This is a genomic window from Terriglobus sp. ADX1 (assembly GCF_036877645.1).
Classification (GTDB): domain Bacteria; phylum Acidobacteriota; class Terriglobia; order Terriglobales; family Acidobacteriaceae; genus Terriglobus.
In genome coordinates this window covers 135,282-153,129 of the sequence record NZ_JAEDXV010000010.1, presented here as the reverse complement: position 1 = coordinate 153,129, position 17,848 = coordinate 135,282, and the positions used below count along the sequence as shown (strand labels likewise).

At 55.4% G+C, this 17,848-nt stretch carries 16 protein-coding genes and 1 pseudogene; 4 read left to right on the top strand and 13 right to left on the bottom strand.

All coding sequences use genetic code 11. From position 1 onward, the window contains the following. Positions 1–563 precede the first annotated feature (563 nt). From JAO32_RS08945 to JAO32_RS08935, 3 genes are all read right to left on the bottom strand, one after another. Positions 564–1,091, bottom strand: a complete 528-nt coding sequence (locus JAO32_RS08945; protein WP_334239553.1) for a DUF2393 family protein — start codon at positions 1,089–1,091, stop codon at positions 564–566. Between the two features lie 392 nt (positions 1,092–1,483). Next, a complete protein-coding gene (locus tag JAO32_RS08940; protein ID WP_334239558.1) occupies positions 1,484–2,296 on the bottom strand; it encodes an ATP-binding protein in 813 nt (270 codons plus the stop codon). 111 nt (positions 2,297–2,407) lie between these two features. Continuing rightward, positions 2,408–2,962 carry a hypothetical protein gene (locus JAO32_RS08935; protein ID WP_334239552.1) on the bottom strand — a complete coding sequence of 185 codons (555 nt, stop codon included), beginning with the start codon at positions 2,960–2,962 and terminating at the stop codon, positions 2,408–2,410. A gap of 271 nt (positions 2,963–3,233) precedes the next feature. Between JAO32_RS08935 and rpmE the strand changes: the two genes are divergently transcribed. Both rpmE and JAO32_RS08925 read left to right on the top strand, forming a co-directional pair. Further along, the gene (rpmE, locus tag JAO32_RS08930) at positions 3,234–3,461 is read left to right on the top strand and encodes a 50S ribosomal protein L31 (protein ID WP_047489421.1); all 228 of its coding nucleotides are present in this window, start codon (positions 3,234–3,236) and stop codon (positions 3,459–3,461) included. A 67-nt stretch (positions 3,462–3,528) separates the two neighbouring features. Then, positions 3,529–4,830, top strand: coding sequence for a tRNA dihydrouridine synthase (locus JAO32_RS08925; protein ID WP_334239551.1), 1,302 nt, complete (start codon positions 3,529–3,531; stop codon positions 4,828–4,830). A gap of 1 nt (position 4,831) precedes the next feature. Here the strand turns inward: JAO32_RS08925 and JAO32_RS08920 are convergent. Both JAO32_RS08920 and JAO32_RS08915 read right to left on the bottom strand, forming a co-directional pair. Continuing rightward, a pseudogene (locus tag JAO32_RS08920) lies at positions 4,832–5,797 on the bottom strand (TIGR03435 family protein). A gap of 280 nt (positions 5,798–6,077) precedes the next feature. Beyond that, the gene (locus tag JAO32_RS08915) at positions 6,078–6,656 is read right to left on the bottom strand and encodes a YceI family protein (protein WP_334239550.1); all 579 of its coding nucleotides are present in this window, start codon (positions 6,654–6,656) and stop codon (positions 6,078–6,080) included. Between the two features lie 174 nt (positions 6,657–6,830). Here JAO32_RS08915 and JAO32_RS08910 point away from each other — a divergent pair, with 174 nt between their 5' ends. Further along, entirely contained in the window at positions 6,831–8,291 is a 1,461-nt protein-coding gene (locus JAO32_RS08910) for a protein adenylyltransferase SelO (protein ID WP_334239549.1), read from the top strand. An 8-nt stretch (positions 8,292–8,299) separates the two neighbouring features. Here JAO32_RS08910 and JAO32_RS08905 read toward each other — a convergent pair whose 3' ends face one another. Genes JAO32_RS08905 through nadC form a run of 6 tightly spaced genes read right to left on the bottom strand, consistent with a single transcriptional unit; the run spans position 8,300 to position 15,561 of the window. Continuing rightward, positions 8,300–11,089 (bottom strand): ComEC/Rec2 family competence protein, encoded by a 2,790-nt coding sequence (locus JAO32_RS08905; protein ID WP_334239548.1) that lies wholly within the window; start codon positions 11,087–11,089, stop codon positions 8,300–8,302. Beyond that, the gene (gene rlmD, locus JAO32_RS08900; protein WP_334239547.1) at positions 11,086–12,288 is read right to left on the bottom strand and encodes a 23S rRNA (uracil(1939)-C(5))-methyltransferase RlmD; all 1,203 of its coding nucleotides are present in this window, start codon (positions 12,286–12,288) and stop codon (positions 11,086–11,088) included. Before rlmD ends, JAO32_RS08905 begins: the two co-directional genes overlap by 4 nt. Before the next feature lie 3 nt (positions 12,289–12,291). Next, a complete protein-coding gene (locus tag JAO32_RS08895) occupies positions 12,292–12,990 on the bottom strand; it encodes a hypothetical protein (RefSeq protein WP_334239546.1) in 699 nt (232 codons plus the stop codon). 7 nt (positions 12,991–12,997) lie between these two features. Then, on the bottom strand, positions 12,998–13,825 hold the full coding sequence (locus JAO32_RS08890) for a type III pantothenate kinase (protein WP_334239545.1): 828 nt from the start codon (positions 13,823–13,825) through the stop codon (positions 12,998–13,000). 30 nt (positions 13,826–13,855) lie between these two features. After that, on the bottom strand, positions 13,856–14,659 hold the full coding sequence (locus tag JAO32_RS08885) for a biotin--[acetyl-CoA-carboxylase] ligase (RefSeq protein ID WP_334239544.1): 804 nt from the start codon (positions 14,657–14,659) through the stop codon (positions 13,856–13,858). A 5-nt stretch (positions 14,660–14,664) separates the two neighbouring features. Next, complete coding sequence (nadC, locus tag JAO32_RS08880; RefSeq protein WP_334239543.1) at positions 14,665–15,561, bottom strand: carboxylating nicotinate-nucleotide diphosphorylase; 897 nt, start codon at positions 15,559–15,561, stop codon at positions 14,665–14,667. A gap of 79 nt (positions 15,562–15,640) precedes the next feature. Between nadC and JAO32_RS08875 the strand changes: the two genes are divergently transcribed. Further along, entirely contained in the window at positions 15,641–16,045 is a 405-nt protein-coding gene (locus JAO32_RS08875; RefSeq protein ID WP_334239542.1) for a hypothetical protein, read from the top strand. 6 nt (positions 16,046–16,051) lie between these two features. Here JAO32_RS08875 and JAO32_RS08870 read toward each other — a convergent pair whose 3' ends face one another. Beyond that, a complete protein-coding gene (locus JAO32_RS08870) occupies positions 16,052–17,344 on the bottom strand; it encodes a homoserine dehydrogenase (protein ID WP_334239541.1) in 1,293 nt (430 codons plus the stop codon). A gap of 5 nt (positions 17,345–17,349) precedes the next feature. Beyond that, positions 17,350–17,835: a nucleoside deaminase gene (locus JAO32_RS08865; protein WP_334239540.1), complete on the bottom strand. Its 486-nt coding sequence runs from the start codon at positions 17,833–17,835 to the stop codon at positions 17,350–17,352. Between the last annotated feature and the right edge of the window lie 13 nt (positions 17,836–17,848).

Below are 17,848 nucleotides of genomic sequence, written 5' to 3'. Positions count from 1 at the left end.
CAACGCCGCAGGAAACCAAAACCGCATCAACAGCCAAACCACCGGCTGCCCAGGTCCGCGAAGCTAATCCGGCATCGCGCAACGTGCGATCCATGGCACGGAGTACGAACCAGCGAAGCTCGTACGAATGAAATTCGTCATCCTGAGCGAAACGAAGTGAAGCCGAAGGACCTGCATTCCCCTCAACCCACTACAACGTCGCAGGAAACCAAAACCGCATCAACAGCCAAACCTGGGCACACGCGAAGCGTCGAGAACGGTACGAAGTACTCGGAAGGGCAGGGCTTCAGTCCTGCCGCAAGCAGGAATCGCACGAATACCCTGTCAAGCCCCAAAACCACCCAACCCCAACAAACCAAAAGAAATAGAGTTGGCATGTAATTTCCGTCGAATCACTAAAATAGAAACAAGGGAAATATCTAGAAGCTAAAACCAATAGCTAAAGGGTTTAGAAAGAAGATTTTGCCCCTAACCCCAATAGGCAGACGATTTTACAGCCACTAAATCCGTAAACCGTTTAGAAAGACGATTTTAGAAAAACAGGGGGGGGGAGGGGGGGTACCCTACCGCAACTCGGCGTGCGTAATCGTAATCACCGGCGGCTGAACATCCCAGTTCGCAGGAACTGATTCGAAGATTAGCCGGAAATCACGATGGTCTCCCGGCTTGATGGGATCGGCGGAAACCATCTGCAGATCCACATAAGGGACACGCGTCCGCACCAGCATCAACGGAGTCATCTCACGATGAGGCTGTGTCCCATCGGTCATGGCAAAGGTCACCTGCACGATAGCCGCATTGAGAGTCTTGCCGGTGTTGTTGGTAATCGTGCCATCCAGATAAGTGGACTTGCCACCTGCACCATTGGTGGCCTCGGACATGGAACGGTCACTGATGGGCAGCGAAGCGGCATTGGCATCCGCAGCCAGCGCAGCACCAGTATCCACCGGCGTCCGGCGCAGCGTCGCCACAGCAGCAATCACGATGAGAAGTACGACAGCACCAGACGCAATCAGCCAGGTCTTGGTAGAAACGGTATTCTCCGGTTCCGAACTCGTCAGGAAAGGCGTATGCTTCTGCTCATCTGTCATCGCTTGGAGTCTACTACGCAGATTCCTCTATGGGGATTTATCACTACGTAATACCACTTATGGCAAAGTATCCATAAGTAAGCAAAACTGTCCGATTGATTCCGTGTCTGTACTGCTACCAAAGCAAGTACGACCTCCCCCGGAGAAACGGCCATGCACACCGTGAATGCCACCCACGACTGGACCTACCGCATCGGTGCATGCTGCTGCGGCCTTATGCTCTTGTGGACATTGTTGTTTTAGCCTGCGGTTCACTCATGCGAAGCTCCAACGTACGAAGCGCGTGATCAAAGCTCGTACGGTCGAAGATCGTCATCCTGAACGAAGCGCAGCGGAGCTGAAGGACCTGCATTCCTCTCCCGCTCTACGATGCGTCAGGAAAGCCGAAACACCTAAACGTACGAGGCGCGCTTGACCTTCTGCCGGAAGTCTTCGCCCTGCATCTCAACCGTCGTACACATCTCCATCAGCCGTGAGCGCATGCGTTCGCCAATGCGATCGCCCAGCGTCTCCTCGCGCGTGACATAGCGAGCCGAAGGAGCAATCTCCTCCGAGGCCACGCCGCGCGGCGGCAGGTTCGGATAGTTGGTGGTGATGATAGTCGTCCGCTTGTCGTTATAGCGGGTGTTCAGGATGTGAGCGACCGTATCCCAAACCCAGTCGGTCGGCTTGGACGCCCCGATCTCATCCAGCACCAGTACTTCCGCCTCAAACACCGGAGCCAGCACTTCCAGCTCCGTCGACGCAACGCGTGGGTTGTAACTGTTCTGCACCTGCTTCAGTAGCTCGCGGTAGTCGTAGAACAGGCCGGTTGCGCCGCGCTCCTCTACCAGTGCCTGCAATACCCCTACAGCAAGGTGCGTCTTGCCCACACCAATGGAACCCGTCAACAGCAGGCCGCTGCCATCATTCACCAGCGGATAACCATCCACGAACTGCCGCGCACGCCGCAGCGCCGCCTGCAATGAGCGGTGAGCACCATCACCGAAGTTGGGCTCATAGGAATCCAGCGTGCAGTGCTCATACCGGCGGGGAATACGAGCCAGGTTAAGCACACGTCGCGTACGCCGTTGCGCTCGGCACACACAAGGAACCGCCGACCGGCGACCCTGCGCATCTTCCACTATGCGCATGCCCTGCCCGTCGCAGTAGGCGCAAACCGGCTCCAACTCCGTACCAAACCCGATCTGATCTACCGTCGCCATGGAATACGTCTCTTCCCTAACGGTAAACGATGCGGCTGCGGAGAGATAGTTGTGGATGTCTGAGGAGAAGTGCGCCGTTGTTGTGGGCAACGGCGCACGGAATGGAAGGTGTTACTTCATAGACGCAACGGTAGGATCGCCAGGCTGGCCAGTGGTGCACACCATCGGTACTCCGCCATCCGCAGGCTTGCACTCCTGGTAAGCCAACACTTCCCCCTTGTGGTCAACGCATGTGGTGGAGGTGGCGGCGTTGGCACGCTTGGTCCAGCTCTTGGCCACACCCAGGCACGCACGTACCTGCGGTAACTTGGCCTTCAGCATGGTGGCGTCACCCACCACCTGGAAGTCCATCGGGTAGGGGAACTTGTCCGGCTTGGCCACGACGGAGTTCACACGGATCACAGCTGTGACGTCATGGTGCTCAGGTCCCGGCATGTTTGTACTGGGATATACGAAGTTGGGGCTGAGACCGGTGCACCCCGCATCTACCTGCGCCTGTGTAGACGGCTGACCGCTGGCGTCCATGTTGGCACATGGGTGGGTCGCACTCGTCTTATTCTGGGTTCCCGGTGGGGTGGCCATTCCATTGGCGCTCGTCTGAGCCCCCGCCACAGCCCCCATGGATAACGCCATCCCTAAAGCAATGCTGCACGATACTGCATTCATTTTGTGGCTCCCCCCTTACGGCGCGTGATTCTAACTCCGTGTATGGAGACTCGAACAGCCCATACAGGGTTGTCTACGGAAGAAACTACTATCTTTCCGGGAACAATTTGCCCTTACTGCCACCCCATTGCCCAAGCTCGGGAACCACGATAAAATGATCGGAGCGCCCGTTTTTAACAGGTCAGCGCATGGAACCTCGATGCCGCGTGAACACACCGCAGGCAAGCGAACCGCGACCGGGCGATCATCTTCAGAGAGTTGAGTATTCGCAATGCCGAAGCAGGGAATCCATCCGAACTACGTCGCAACCACCGTTAAGTGCGCTTGCGGCAACAGCTTTGAGACGAAGTCCACCCACAAGGGTGACATCTTCCTCGAAATCTGCAACGTCTGCCACCCGTTCTACACGGGCAAGAACAAGGTCATCGACACGGCCGGCCGTATCGAGCGCTTCAAGCGCAAGTTCGCCAAGAGCGACGCCGCCAACGCTGCCAAGTAACCCGCAGACAAGCACCAAACCTGGGGAGCCTCCGGTCCGCCGGAGGCTCTTTCCATGAGCACACACGATGAAGAAAGACTGGTACAACTACGCCGCCGCAGTCGCCGATCACGCTCCGCGTGAAACGGGCTTACCCGTGCCTGCCGAATTCACTATCGGCAACGTGCGCATTGCGCCTGCAACGGTGCTCGCCCCCATGGCGGGCATCACCGATACCGTCTTTCGCCGTTTCATCAAGAACGCCTCGCTCTTCAGCGATGAGTCCAACAGCGACAACGTTGATCAGGCCCTAAGCAACCAGCAGTCCGGCTGCGGTCTCATCATGACTGAGTTCACCTCCGCCGATGGTCTGTCGCGCATGCGAGAGGTAAAGCGCAAACGCTACCTGACCTACTACGACGACGAGCACCCCATCTCCGCGCAGATCTTCGGATCGAATCCTGAGACTCTCGCCGACTCCGCGCGCATCTGTCAGGATGCTGGCTTCGACATTGTTGACCTGAATCTTGGCTGCCCTGCGAAGCGCGTCGTGGCATGCAACGGCGGCAGCGGCTTGCTGCGCGACCTGCCACTCATTGAAACCATCTTCAAGCGTGTCCGCTCTGCCGTGAGCATTCCCTTCACTGTGAAGTTCCGCATGGGCTGGAATGACCATCAGCTTGTGTGCGTGCCGCTGGCAAAGATGGCTGAAGACTGCGGTCTGAACGCCGTCGCCCTCCACGCCCGCACACGCGAACAGGGCTACACCGGCAACGCACGCTGGGAATACATTGCCGCAGTCAAGGACGCCGTGAAGATTCCTGTAATTGGCAACGGCGACGTGCGCACTCCGGAAGACGCCGCCAACATGATTGCCGCAACCGGATGCGATGCGGTGATGATCGGCCGCGCCGCACCTGCCAATCCGTGGATCTTCCGCCAGATCGCGCAGTACACCGCAACCAAAGCTGCGACTGGCACCGGCACCTATACGTTGGCCACCGAGCAGGATCGTTACCGCATGATCCGCACCTACTTCACCATGCTCTTCGATGAGTTGGAGCAGGAGCACCCAGAGATTGACTTTACGCCGCTGCCCACCGATAGCATGACTCCGGCAGAACTATCGGCATACAACCACGAGCGCAACAAGGTTCGTGATCGCGAAAGTGCACGCCGCGATGTCATCGGCAAGATGAAGCAGTTCGCAAGCTGGTTCACACACGGCGTCCCGGGCGGAGCAACGCTGCGTCGCAGCATCTTCGAGAGCAAGCAGGCTGAACACGTGATGGACGCGGTTGATCGCTTCTTCTCAATGGATGCGGCCCAACGAATTCAAAGCGCCGCTGATCTGCAACCAGCCGCCTTCGCAGACTTCCAGGACAGCTAGTCTAGTTCTCTTTTTCTGAAGGTTTTTCGATGTGATCTATGACGATCACTTCTGCTGGTCCCTTCGTCGGCACAAGACGCAATCCGAGCTGTTCGCGGATGGCGGTAAAAAATGGCGGCTCATCCGATTCTGGAGCTGTTGTACGGTCGCTTGTCGCAGTTACCGGAAATTGCCGCGCCCACTTCATCGAGCAATCGTAAAACCCTGATAAACCCGTTTGATTTACGATGAGCCTCCCTCCGGCATCTTGCTGCACTTGGAGGCTCTGAGCTAATTCGTCCAGCGTCAATCCCTTCGCCTCCATTTCAGAAGTTGCCCCCTTAGGCAGCGAATAGAAGCCTTTGCGTAGGCCCCGCTAGGGATGGTGCGGCTCCAGGAGCCATGGGAGGAGGCAGCACTGAGTCCCACTCTCAGGCATCTCTTTTGAAGGACGAAGCTTGGATCCTCCCTTATCAATGACTAAGGCATACATCGGTAGTTCTCGCGTCTCAAAATGCACCTTCAGCTTCATCCGATCGGCCAGTAGCGACTGCACCAGTAACTGCCGCTGGCGCATTTCTTGTGGACGGCTCAAGGTACGGAGCTGTGCATACATCGACTCATCAATCTTTCCTTGCACGACATATCTCTCATTGGAAGTCCACTCAGGAGCACCAACGATTTGCTCCATGGAGAATGGCGGAAGATTGAATGCCAACCCAATCAACTGCTTGATTGGACCCACCGTTGTTGTGACATCCGGCCGGTTGTCGAATGCAAGCGTTTGCCCTGGCTGGAACGGTTTAATTGTTACAACCTCGTAGGAAGGCAGTGGGCCATTCGCATGCAGAATTTGCCCATAGACCGGCAGCTTTCCATGGATCAATCCAAACGCCACAGGCGCTGCTACAGATGCAATTCCAAATGCAACCAAAGCCACACTGCCGCTCTGGAACGTGCTCTTGCGTACACACGCCACAACTCGCATAATGCACTTCGTCATAGCAGCCTCTGGCATTCTCTCGATCAATTCTCTAGAGAACGCTCCATGTGATCCATCACAAGAAGCGATCGTCCCATCACCTATACCCTATGTAGCAACCTACTATAAATAGCACGACAAGCATTCTCAGGGAGGCTAGCGAAAATTTTGCAGCATTCAACGAACCAGCCGTTCGCGTCCCATCACAAATTCCATCTACAAGCAAAGGCGGCGACCTAAAGGGTCGCCGCCTTACTTAGAAATACAACTCGTAGCTAAGACTGACTTACTGCTTTGCCAGATCCAAATCAATTGTCAACTTCACGTCGTTGCCAATCACCGAAGCGGGATAGCTGGGAGCCAGTCCAAACGCCAGACGATCCACCGTCGTCGTGGCCGAGAAGCCGATGTGCTGCTTCTCATCCAGACCGGTCACAGGCCCATTGGGGCCATCTACCGTCAACACTACCGGCTTCGTTACACCGTGCACGGTCAGGTTGCCGTTGATGGTCAAGCCTCCCTTGGTCTTTGCGATGGAGGTACTGGTAAATGTGCCCGTGGGGAACTTTGCGATGTCAAAGAAGTGATCGCTCTTCAGATCATCATCACGCATGCTGTTCTGCGTATCGACAGACTTCAAGTCGATGGTGATGTTCACCTTGGACTTGGTGATGTCCTTCTCATCAAACGTCACATCTCCACCGGAAACAGCAAAGTGACCGCGCACCTTCGAGATGCCAAGGTGCAGGATGGAGAAGTCCACGCCGCTGTGAGCAGTATCGGGCTTCCAGGTGGAGGTCTGAGCGTGGACAAGCGGAGAGAGCAGCAGTGCTGCGGCCAGAGCGAGAGTTGTGCGACGGATCATTGGGTCAAATTCCTCTTTCAATTCAGTCCGGGGCGCAGTTTCAACCGCTGCCACCATATCCTTCTATGTCGAAATAGATGCTCCATCCATCGCCCGGATTCATTCGATGTAAAACTTTTCTTTTGCCGTCAGCCTCGCCGCGTCGTCTGCACTTTGCGATCATCGAATGTGATAATGAGCAGCTCGCAGATTCCCTTCCAAAACACTTACGCACGACTACCGGAGAATTTCTACGGTCGAACGAACCCAGCGCAGGTGCCGTCGCCGCGGCTCATCCGCTTCAATGAAGGGCTGGCCAAGGAACTCAACATCACTCCAGGTGATGACCTTGCCGAAATCTTCTCTGGCAACCGCATCGCAGATGGTTCCGAGCCGCTTGCTATGGCCTATGCAGGCCACCAGTTTGCCACCTTCGTCCCCACCCTGGGTGATGGTCGCGCCAATCTTCTCGGCGAAGTTAGCGGCAAAGACATTCACCTGAAAGGCTCAGGACGCACCCCGTTCTCCCGCCGCGGCGACGGCAAAGCCGCGCTTGGGCCTGTGTTACGCGAATACATCCTCAGCGAAGCAATGTATGCGCTTGGTGTGCCCACTACGCGCGCACTTGCTGCTGTAACTACCGGTGAAAAAGTTATACGAGAAGAGATGCTCCCTGGAGCCGTCTTCACGCGCGTTGCATCAAGCCACATTCGCGTAGGGACGTTTCAGTATTTCGCAGCGCATCAGGATAACGAGTCAGTTCGAATCCTTGCGGACTACGTAATCGACAGGCATCATCCCGAAGCAAAAGAAACGCCAAAGAAATACAAGGCGATGCTGCAAGGCATTGTGGACAGGCAAGCGCGACTCATTGCCAAGTGGATGGATCTGGGCTTCATTCACGGTGTGATGAACACGGACAACACGGCGATCAGTGGAGAAACTATTGACTACGGTCCGTGCGCCTTCATGGAGCAGTACCATCCGGCCACTGTCTTCTCTTCCATCGACCGCAATGGTCGATATGCCTATCAAAACCAGCCAGCCATCATGATCTGGAATCTTTCGCGGCTTGCTGAATGTCTTCTGCCGTTGATGCAGGAAGAAGAAGGTAGCGAGCAAGGTGCTCTGGACGCCGCGTACGAAGTGTTGAACAGCTTTCAGACGACCTTTGAAAGAGCACACATCAATGGACTGCGGAGTAAGTTAGGACTGGCAACAGAACATGCCGAGGACCTGGACCTTGCTGCCGACCTATTGCAGCGCATGGCGGCGAATCAAGCAGACTTCACACTTACCTTCCGCCGCCTGGCAGATGTCCTGGAAAAGCATGAAGACTATCCCACCGCGTCGCTCTTCCGTGATCCGTCTGCTTTCACAGAATGGTCTCAGCGCTGGCAATCTCGTATAGCGCAGGAGGATGGAACAGTCGAAGCGCGAATTGCATCCATGCGTGCGGTGAGTCCAATCTACATTCCACGTAATCATCTTGTGCAGGAAGTGATTGATGCGGCGGTGTTGCGCGAAGACTTCACGCCCTTTGAGCGTTTGCTAGAAGTCACATCCAAACCATTTGAAGAACGTTTGGGACTCGATCATTACAGCGCTCCGGCAAAGCCTGAAGAACGAGTACTGCAAACCTTCTGCGGCACATAACTGGTTAACTATCGCTCTGACATAAGTGCCGACATGCTGATGCTGCCATCATCATGCAAGAGATAGCGAACAGCACCCATGGTGTCTGTTCGCGCCGTCTTTACATGCGCGGCCTGGAGCCGCTGCAGAACCGGCATCCGTGGATGACCAAACGGATTCCCTCTTCCACAGGAAATGATTGCGCACTGCGGTTGAAGCTGCAGGAGAAAATCTTCGCCGGTTGAAGTGTTGCTACCGTGATGGCCCACCTTCAATAACGTGGAAGGAGCCAGGCCATGATGTAGCATCGCTTCTTCGGAAGCACGCTCCGCGTCACCGGCCACCAGTACAGATGCTTTTCCATACTGCAAGCGAAGCACCAATGAATCATCATTCGCTGGTTCACTTCTATTTTGGTATTCCGGCGCAGGACTCTCCGCGACAACGCTCACGCTTCCGAGTTGCGCAGTGTCTCCTGCATGCATGCGGCGAACTGTTACGCCATCGGCTTTCGCTTCTTTGATCAGATCCTGCAGCAGAGGCGATGCTGCATCCACACTGACCCATAATTCTCGAGGATGGAAGTTACGAAGAACAGCTAGCGCCCCACCGATGTGGTCGCTATGCGCGTGCGTGATTACAAACACGTCAATCCTGCGGACATTCTGCCGCCACACCATGGGCGACACTATCTCTTCACCAATATCAAAGTTCGACGTTGAGTTTTGTGTTCGCGAACCCATGGGACCGCCCGCATCGATGACCATAACTTTGCCTTCAGGAGTTGTTACAAATTCGGAGTCTCCTTGACCAACGTCAATCGATATGAAGGACAACGCATCATGCGCAAACACCGGACGAGATGGGAGCAAGAGGATGACAAACCCTGCTATGGCCAGCCCAAATCCAATCCATGCAGATCGACGCCGATGCTCATGAAGTAGCAATATAGCAAGCAACCACAGCAAGCATGCTGCTGCAACGCATACTGGTAACGGTGATGGAACCCGCATATCCGCGCCATGAAATGCATTCAGCATGCGCACCACATAGCCAATGCCATGCAGACTAAGCGCGGTCATGGCTGCGGGAATCAGTGCAAGTAACGGGTGCAGCAGAGAAAGCACGAAGGTTGTCATGGCACATCCCATGACAAATCCGATCAATGGAAGCGCAAGTAGATTTGCCGGTGCAGCGAATGGCGTCAGACGGTGGAAGTACACCATCATGGGCAACGTCATCACCAATTCCGCTAAGAGTATGCCTAAGATCGCCTCGATAATGATTAAGCAAATGCGCAAGATCCAAGCCGGTACACGTTGTGACGCAGGCATACCGTGTCGCTTTGGCAGCCATCCTGTAAGTAAACGGCCTACCATACGGCAACTAACACGGAGTTGCGCTAGATACGGCGCGTAATGCATATCCAGGCGAATGCTTTCGATATACTTCAGGGCATTGACACACGGACCAATCGTGCGCGAAACAAGCGGCATGGCGATGCCACCTACTGCAAAGACAGAAAGCGCTGTCATTTGCAGGCTCGCTTCAAACAGCGCATTCGGATTGAGAAATAACATTCCGAGAATAGCGACGCCTAGAGCGTTCATCACCTGCCGATCGCGATCGAGAACCATTGCGAGCAGATAAATCGCGGACATAAACAGTGCGCGACGGACTGGTTCACCAAAGCCAGTTAGCACTGCGTATCCGCTTACCAGTACAAGCGTGATGAAGGCCGCGCCCCACGGTGGCATACGAAGTCGTAAAAAGAATTGGTAGAACACTGCCATCAGGATGGCAATGTGCACTCCGGCAACAACGAAAAGGTGAAAAGAACCTGTACGCTCAAACGCCATACGGACATTTCGCTGCAACGCAGTCCGATCTCCGAACAACATGGCACGCAACATGGAAGCATCCGTTGCATTCCACTGGATGACATGCGGGAGATATCTCATCCACGGAGAAAGCGTTAGTGCTGTAATGCGCTCAGAGGACCAATGCTGCGCACGCTGAAACCAGCATGCAAGCGGGATGGAAGACGCTGGCAGTATGCGAAGATGCTTTAGGTCCCCGGTTGCGGCTATCGTGATTCCGTCATTTTGTAATTGATCCGCATAGTTCCACACACCCGGATCACGATAACGATCCTGTGGACGCATGCGAAGCGTAAGTTCTACGTGAGTCCCACAAGGGAGATATGGCACATCTTGCGCATCATTGCGTGATGCAAGCGTTGCCTGGATGCCGCCATTTACAGGGCGCATTACCGAAATATCAGGAGTAATCTCTTCGGCACGCAAAGCTTTCAATTGCAAAACTTCACGCACATTTCCTTCCGCTTGTTCTTCGTCCCAAGCGTCATCGTCGGGATTCGATGCAATGGGAGCGGAAAGCATGCGGGAGGTGGTCACTACAGCTTCTACCTTTCGCTGTAACGTGTCCGCATATGGAAGCAACGACGCGTCCTGCGGAGATGGCCGCAACAACACAGTCGCCCATCCCAGCGCCACAAAAGCAACCGAAGTGGCACCCCATGCCATACGTGGAGCTTTTGTTACCGCCCATGCAGCTACGATGAAAAGTAGAACGCAAGTAAGAACGACATACGTTGGTGGTTGCCACCAATTACGGAAAAGAATGCCAGATGCAAAACATCCTGCGACTAGCAACGCAGGATTATTGTGAAAACGCAGCGGCTGTATATCGCTGAAATGCGCAGGGTGCGTGTAGACCTCGCCAAAGAGCATGCTGCGCGCGCCCTTGACACGCTCCATTGCTACATTGCGCGTTGGCTTCGTGTCTTGTGCTGTCACACAGTCTCGCGTCGGAATATCGCAATCGTTTCAGTGTGAAATGTTTGCGGGAAGAGATCCAGAAGATGAAACTCTGCGAAGGTATAGCCGCCTTCCAGCAACGTCTTTGCATCACGTGCAAATGTGCCTGCATCGCAGGAGACATATACAATTTCGCGCGGCTGAATTTTCAAAAGTGAACGTAATGCCGGCAACGAAACACCAGCGCGTGGTGGGTCCATCACCACAAGATCAGGCGTAACGGCTGCGCGCGTCAGGAAGTCCTGGACCGTCGTATGCGCCACACGATGTTGCGGATATGTAGTGAGATGTGAAACCAAATCGGATACTGCCGGTTCGCCGATTTCTACTGCAATTTCCTGTTCAAAACACATTGCCAGTGGGACTGAGAAAAGTCCCGCACCTGCAAATAAATCCAGAACAAGGTGACCGCTGCGATGATCCACCACGACCTTCACCATCTCAGAAGTAAGGAAACGATTCACCTGAAAGAAAGCATTGCGCGTGATGCGATACGTGTTATCTGCAACGTGATACGTCAGTTGCGATTCTCCCCAGCGGGCAATTTCAATGCGCTGCGTAGCTTGCACACGTTTGGACCGTGTCTTGTCCGGCGCAGCTGCGGAGAGACCGCCTCCGATGAGCTGAGGAAATTCATCGCGCACAGTTTCGCAGAGAATACGAAGCTGCGCGGGTGCGTTGCGACTTACTTCTGTCACTGTCGTGTCGGCATGCATGGATAGCTGCACGCCATGCTCTTCGCTGTCAGTGAAGAGTTCCATTGCCATGACGCCTTCCGGCCACGGAAGTTTTCCTTCACGGATAAGGTCGCGCATGCGCAGTGCCATGCGAATCAGCAACGGTGAAGCTATCGGACACTCATCGATCGGAAGGAAGTCATTGCTGCCGCGCCGACTATAACCGATGTTGCCCCCATGGATACGCAATCGAATGCGATTGCGATAAGACCATGGTTCAGCATTGTGCACTTCAATTGCGGGGACCGTAGATATACCCGCCGCATGCAACACATCTAACAACATGGTCTGCTTTGCAATGAGCTGATCTTCGTAAGCGATGTCCTGCAACTGACATCCGCCGCACTGACCAAAGTGCCGGCAACGCGCCGAGATTCGCGGCATAGCCTCCGTGATGGAGAGCAGCGTCTGCTCCGGCGCGATCTGTGCGGCGTATCTCATTGCTTAATCGACGCTCATATAGAAGAGACTCAAACGCGGCACACCGCGCGCTTCCATCAGTCGCTTGTGAACGAATTGTTCGGTTACCTGCTTCAACTGCACAGCCGACATCTTACCGCGATAGGGAGCCAGCTCACGCGATGCCTGCGCGCGCAGGGTTATAACCTCTTCTTCCGTAGCCGCAAGCATGAGTGCAGCAAACATGCGCTCTTCCAATGCGGTCAGCGTCGTTTCCAAGTCCTCTGTGGATGGCGGTGACTGCGACTCTGCTTCATCCGCCAGAGAACGCAACCGCTGCGCAAGCGAGAGGAATGCAGCGTCCGATTGCGACTCCAGCACTGCTGCATTCTGTCGAAGATAGGCAGCGATGCGCTGCGGTTGAAACCCGCTCTCTTCCGCGCTTACAGCAGGCTTTGCTGCGCCAATAGCAGCATCGCGCATCGCTTCCGTTGCTGCCATGATTGCCTGCGCACACCACGCAAGACCGTTAACTTTGCGAAGCCGTCCAGCAGTTTTCTGGGCGCGTTGATCGTATTTATCAAACGCGTCATCGATACCCTGCAACACCGCTTCCAGAGGCACACCGGCCTCCCTCCACGTTTCAATCAGCGCCCAATCCAGTGTGCTGAGCAGCAGGAGGGTTCCTCTACGCTGCTGGAAGCGGGTTTCGATTTCGGTGAAGTAATTGAAGTAATTCAGCAACGCACACTTACTCCGGGCGCTGTGTTGTGGCCATGGAGCGGCGACGCACACGGTCCTGATTGCGCTCGTAGATCAGACGAACGCCATCCAGCGTTAGATTCTCATCCACATGGCGAATCGTGCGCGAGGTTTCTGCCAGCATGCGAGCGAAGCCTCCGGTGGCAATCACCTTTGTCTCCGTCGCTAAATCAGCGATCATTCGCTCACAAATGCCATCAACCAGGCCAATGTAACCGTAATAAAGACCAATTTGAATATGGTCGACCGTGTTGGTACCAATCACCTTGCTCGGCTTGCGGATGTTCACGCGGCCCAGTTTTGCAGCACGCTCAAACAATGCGTCGGCACTAATGCCAATACCTGGGGCAATCGCACCGCCCAGATATTCGCCGCGCTGCGAGATGACATCAAACGTTGTCGCAGTCCCAAGATCCACAACGATGGTCGGTCCGCCATAGCGTTCAAACGCTGCTACGCAATTCACAATGCGGTCAGCTCCCACCTCAGCGGGATTATCCACCAGCACGGGAAGCCCAGTTTTCACACCTGGCTCCACAAACAGCGGCTTCACTGCGAAGAGCTTTTCAATCACTTCACGAAAGAGCGAATCGATCGGAGGAACGACGGACGAGACTGCAACGCCAGTGACTGATGCGATGTCTACGCCGTCCATGATGAAGAGACCGCGAACTACCATCCGCAGTTCATCCAGGGTGCGCTGCACAGGGGTTGCAATGCGCCAGCAGTGTGTCTGGACCGCAGGTGCTTCAGGTGTGGCCAGGCGGTATAGTCCCAGCACGGTATTGGTATTGCCTACGTCGATCGCCAGCAGCATTTTTTTACTCCCTGCTTGTCGTCGGTTGATTCACAACTCGCGGACTCCGCCGTGACGCACCACACGTTCTGTGCCATCGTCGCAATGAATGCGCAGAAGGCCCTCGGTCGTGAGTCCAGCGGTTTTGCCAGTATAGCCTTCCTGCTCGGCTACACGAACGCGCTTGCCCCGTATCCAGGTGCTTGCGAGTTCAACACGATGGAAAATACTTTCTGCTTCATCGCCATTCTGAGCGACCTGGCACAATTCCTTGTCCATTTGCAAAAGCAAGGTGATGGCAAGTGCTTCCCTGCTGACACTCGCCCCTAACTCACGCTTCAATGAGGTTGCGACGGTAGCCAATTCCGCAGGAAATTCCGCTTGATTCAGATTGATTCCAATGCCAATAGCAGCATGGCGGAGTTCGCCCGATGGTGTGGAAACAGCTTCGGTCAGAATGCCCCCCACCTTGCGCGCAGGATTGGAACCAATCACCAGGTCGTTGGGCCACCGAATATCCATGATGCGAGATCCTGTCACTTCCGCGATGGCTTCTACTGCCGCCAGCGCCGTAATCATGGACAGCTTTAATACATCGGAACTTCGCAGTGCGGGGCGCACCAACATAGTCAGATACAAGCCACGATCCGGCTCAGAATGCCATGTATGACCACCGCGACCGCGCCCCGCGGTCTGCTCGTCTGCGATGTAAACCTGACCGGATTCAGCCCCTGCCTGTGCATCGGCAAGCGCCTGTACATTTGTGCTGCCAATGGTGGTGAAGTGCTGCACTCTGTTGTGGAAGATGGTTCCCCCGAGAGCGTCATTCACAGCCTGCACATCAAAACTGCTCATTGCCGTCAGAACACATCCGCCGTGATGCGCATGCTAAGATCCACACCCACGGATGACCGCGTTAGGGCGCCGACAGAAAGGAAGTCCACACCGGTTTCTGCATACTCACGTGCGTTTTCGAGCGAAATGTGTTCCGCCACTTCCAAAACCACCTTCGGCGCTTTCGCACGCATCACTTCCACCACTTCACCGGTTTGCTTGGGGGACAAACCGACCAGCAAAAGGGTGTCGGCCCCTGCCGCAACAGCATCCTCTGCATCCTGCAGGCTGCGTACCTCAATTTCAATCTTTTGCCCAGGCTTGCGAGCGTTAGCCACTTTCTGCACAGCTTTCGTAATGCCGCCAGCGATGGCCACATGGCTGGTCTTCAGCATGATGCCATCCTGCAGATCCAGACGATGGTTTGCACCGCCGCCGCAAGTTACGGCGTACTTGTCCAGCAGGCGCAGGCCCGGCACCGTTTTACGCGTATCCAGAATCTTCGCGCGGGTTCCCCGTGTGAGCTGCACAAACTCGTTCGTCAGCGTGGCAATGCCGCTCATGCGCTGCATCAGGTTCAGAATGACGCGTTCGCAGGAGAAGATGGCCGACGCAGAATGTCGGATAACGGCCACGGTTTGGCCCTTCCGCACGCGGACGCCATCGAACATTTCCGAGTGGCTGATGACCTCATAGCGTCCACTGCTCTTCTGGCCACTGCGCGCCTGCATCGCCGCAAACGCATCGAACACAGTGGCAATCACGCCCAAACCGCAAATGATGCAGTCCTGTCGCACAAGAATTGCTGCAGAGGCGCGCAGGTCCGGGTCGATCGCCAGCGCTGTTGTGACATCGCTGGTGGCTTTGTCTTCCGCAAGTGCGGCTTCCACGATTGCTGCAACTTTTCTGCTTTTCCAGTCCATCCGATCACAATCCTAAAGGTGCAAAGCGCATCCTACGGTAAAGATGCCATAACAGCAATGTGCGTCGGCTGCGAGAGAGATGATTCCAGAACTGCTGCCCGAAACCCTGGCCCGTCAGGCCGCCATTCTGCTTCTGCTGGCCCTCCCCATTGCCTGCATGAGTTGGACGGTAACGCACGAAGAAGTCTTCCGTGAACCGCGCGACTACTGCAAGGACCGCAGCCAGCACGCCCGCTCTCTGCCGCGGCGGAAGTTTTTCTACCTCTTCACCTGCGAATACTGCTTCAGCCATTACGTCACCGCACTGGTGCTGATTTTTACCCGCTTCCAATTGTTGTACTCCGGCTGGCGAGGTTATGTGTTGGCAGAGTTTGCGCTGGTCTATCTTGCCAACGTTTACATGAGCCTTTACAACCGGCTTCGGCTTGATATCAAACACGAGAATGTGAGCATCGCCGTGGAAGAAGCACAAAAGCCGGAATAGACCGGGCTAGTCTTCGGCCCGGTCATCCTCCACCAGCATCTGCAGGCACAGCGGGGCCTCAAGCATCGTATTCATTTTGGCAATGGCCTTTACGGCAGCTTCCACCGTAGAGGTCAACGTGGGTTCCGTAGTGACGACGAAAGGCAGCGCATCCTTCGGATATCCCGGACGCTGCAAGATGCTGTCGATGTTCGCGCCAACCTTCGTCAGAGCGCCAGAAATGGCTGATACTATGCCGGGCTTATCCCTCACAATGAAACGAAGATAATGCGGTGCAAGGAACTCACCTGTGACAGACTTTTTCTTTACCGGCAGGGCAACAGAGTTCGACCCGTGCACTACGGCCAGCAGATCGCTGACGATGGCAACAGCTGTTGGGTTTCCACCTGCACCGTGTCCACTGAAGACCACGTCACCGCCAAACTCGCCGGACGTTACGACCATATTCTGCGTGCCGTGCGACCACGCGATGGGCGAACTCTTCGGCACCAGCATGGGCGCAACGCGGGCACGGAGGACGCCGCCACGAAGCTCCGCACGCGCAATCTGCCGCACGGTGCAGCCAAGTTCCTTGGCATATGCAAAATCCACTGCGCTTAGGTTGCGGATCGTCTGCGCTGGCACTTCGTCAGGATTGATACCAATCTGCATGGCAGCGCGCACCAGGATGCACAGCTTCGCGCGCGCATCGTAACCATCCACGTCTGCCGTGGGGTCTGCTTCGGCATAGCCTGCCGCCTGCGCCTGCTTCAGCACGTCTGCATACTCCGCGCCCTGCTCCATGTGCGACAGCATGAAGTTGCAGGTGCCGTTCAGAATGCCGCTGAGTCGCGTAATGCGGTCACCCTGCAAGCCATGCAGCGTAGCAGGAATGACCGGAACGCCACCAGCAACCGCAGCGTTATAAACCAGAACTCGATTGTTCTCACGCGCCAGCTTTGCCAGGCCAGCACCCTTATAGGCGATCAACTGCTTGTTGGCAGTGACGACATGCTTGCCGCTGCTGAGAGCTTTGCGCAGCCAGCCTTCAATGGGATCGATACCGCCGATGGTCTCAATGACGACATCAACATCCGACTTCAGAATGTCCTGGATATTCTCAGTCCATACGATGCCGCTGTGCAGCCCCTTTGCCGTTGCACCGGTACGCTTACGTTCAACACCGCGGTTGTAAATGTGTGTCAGTTCGATGCCCGGGAACTTCTGGGCGCGCAACAATTGCGCCACCGACGACCCCACCGTGCCGAAGCCGAGAATTGCAACCTTTGTTGCCGTGCTTGCCGCAGTCTGCTTCGCCATAGTGTTTAGTAATCGATCCTTTCATTGCTGTTCTGCCATGCCTGAAACGAGCGGATAGCTTCGTCCGGCAACATGCGTTGAAACGGAATACGGCGCTGATCCAGCGGCCGATTTACCTCGTCGTACAGAAACTGATCATCGAACCCAATGGCCGCAGCATCGGCCTTGGTATTCCCATAAAAAACCGACCGGCAACGCGACCAGTAAAGGGCCGCCATGCACATGGGGCAAGGCTCACATGAGGTGTAAATGTCGCAGCCCTCAAGCTGGAAAGTCTCCAGCTTCGAACACGCTATCCGAATTGCATTGACCTCAGCATGTGCCGTGGGATCATTCGAGCTTGTGACGGTATTTGCTGCAGCCGCAATCACTTCACCATTGCGCACGACTACCGCGCCGAATGGTCCACCCTTCCCCGTAATAACGTTGTCTGTGGCCAGCTCAATCGCCATGCGCATGAACTTCGGATCAGGAGAAACGGTATTGCTCATTCGGTAATGCCTC

What these genes read in the sequence shown, in the direction of transcription:
- JAO32_RS08875 (WP_334239542.1), top strand. Translation starts at nt 15,641, where the DNA reads ATGATTCCAGAACTGCTGCCCGAAACCCTGGCCCGTCAGGCCGCCATT.
- JAO32_RS08945 (WP_334239553.1), bottom strand. Translation starts at nt 1,091, where the DNA reads ATGACAGATGAGCAGAAGCATACGCCTTTCCTGACGAGTTCGGAACCG.
- JAO32_RS08935 (WP_334239552.1), bottom strand. Translation starts at nt 2,962, where the DNA reads ATGAATGCAGTATCGTGCAGCATTGCTTTAGGGATGGCGTTATCCATG.
- rlmD (WP_334239547.1), bottom strand. Translation starts at nt 12,288, where the DNA reads ATGAGATACGCCGCACAGATCGCGCCGGAGCAGACGCTGCTCTCCATC.
- nadC (WP_334239543.1), bottom strand. Translation starts at nt 15,561, where the DNA reads ATGGACTGGAAAAGCAGAAAAGTTGCAGCAATCGTGGAAGCCGCACTT.
- JAO32_RS08870 (WP_334239541.1), bottom strand. Translation starts at nt 17,344, where the DNA reads ATGGCGAAGCAGACTGCGGCAAGCACGGCAACAAAGGTTGCAATTCTC.
- JAO32_RS08915 (WP_334239550.1), bottom strand. Translation starts at nt 6,656, where the DNA reads ATGATCCGTCGCACAACTCTCGCTCTGGCCGCAGCACTGCTGCTCTCT.
- JAO32_RS08925 (WP_334239551.1), top strand. Translation starts at nt 3,529, where the DNA reads ATGAAGAAAGACTGGTACAACTACGCCGCCGCAGTCGCCGATCACGCT.
- JAO32_RS08885 (WP_334239544.1), bottom strand. Translation starts at nt 14,659, where the DNA reads ATGAGCAGTTTTGATGTGCAGGCTGTGAATGACGCTCTCGGGGGAACC.
- JAO32_RS08865 (WP_334239540.1), bottom strand. Translation starts at nt 17,835, where the DNA reads ATGAGCAATACCGTTTCTCCTGATCCGAAGTTCATGCGCATGGCGATT.
- JAO32_RS08940 (WP_334239558.1), bottom strand. Translation starts at nt 2,296, where the DNA reads ATGGCGACGGTAGATCAGATCGGGTTTGGTACGGAGTTGGAGCCGGTT.
- JAO32_RS08890 (WP_334239545.1), bottom strand. Translation starts at nt 13,825, where the DNA reads ATGCTGCTGGCGATCGACGTAGGCAATACCAATACCGTGCTGGGACTA.
- JAO32_RS08910 (WP_334239549.1), top strand. Translation starts at nt 6,831, where the DNA reads ATGAGCAGCTCGCAGATTCCCTTCCAAAACACTTACGCACGACTACCG.
- rpmE (WP_047489421.1), top strand. Translation starts at nt 3,234, where the DNA reads ATGCCGAAGCAGGGAATCCATCCGAACTACGTCGCAACCACCGTTAAG.